2 protein-coding genes are annotated in these 644 nt (G+C 35.4%); both read right to left on the reverse strand.

All coding sequences use genetic code 11. The annotated features are described in order from the left end of the window. Positions 1 to 71: 71 nt before the first annotated feature. Positions 72 to 260 carry a hypothetical protein gene (locus KH893_RS11370; protein ID WP_127825604.1) on the reverse strand — a complete coding sequence of 63 codons (189 nt, stop codon included), beginning with the start codon at positions 258 to 260 and terminating at the stop codon, positions 72 to 74. Then, positions 260 to 644, reverse strand: a 385-nt coding sequence (locus KH893_RS11375; protein ID WP_281166222.1) for a hypothetical protein, incomplete at its 5' end; no start/stop codon positions are given. The genes KH893_RS11375 and KH893_RS11370, both read right to left, overlap by 1 nt.

Here is a 644-nt window from a genome sequence, read left to right on the forward strand (position 1 = left end):
ATATTACACAAGCGCTTACACGAAAAGCTTTCTAAACAATTTTTAGATTAAAGCTTAAAAACGCTCATTAATTATTCTACCTTTTCTTTTCGACGATAAATAATTTTTCCACCTTTTTGTGCAAAACCTTTAATACCTGATTGAAAACTAAAATCGCTCCATGCTTTATAGAAATCTGGGAAAGTTTCGCTTGTTACTTCAAACTGATCAATTTCTCCGTTTCGCAGAGCTTCTAATTTTTCTTTAAAATCTTTATCCATTAGTTGCTGTATCCATTCTCCTTTGCATAAGTTACAATATTTTCCTGTTGTTTTCCGGCGTTAACAATCATTTTCCTAATTTCCAAATCAGAAATTGCATTCGTATTAATTCCTGCCTGTTGAAGATTCTTACGTCCTTGGTCAACAACATTTTGAGGAATACTCGACGTTGTCTGATAAATTTTAGTCCACTCGCTGGAAACTGAAGTACTAGATGAAGCCGCCTTGCTAGACGATGCAGCAGCTGAATCAGCTTCACTAACAGTCTCGGTTTCCTTGGAACTTTCCTCAGCTGCTTTATTCTTCTGTTTTTCAATGGCCTGGCGTGCCACTTTAATAGAGTTATTAGCTCGTGTTAATAATATTCCGTAACCATTTTTATAC

Origin of the sequence: Liquorilactobacillus sicerae (assembly GCF_029916425.1) — a bacterium.
GTDB classification, from domain to species: Bacteria; Bacillota; Bacilli; order Lactobacillales; family Lactobacillaceae; genus Liquorilactobacillus; species Liquorilactobacillus sicerae.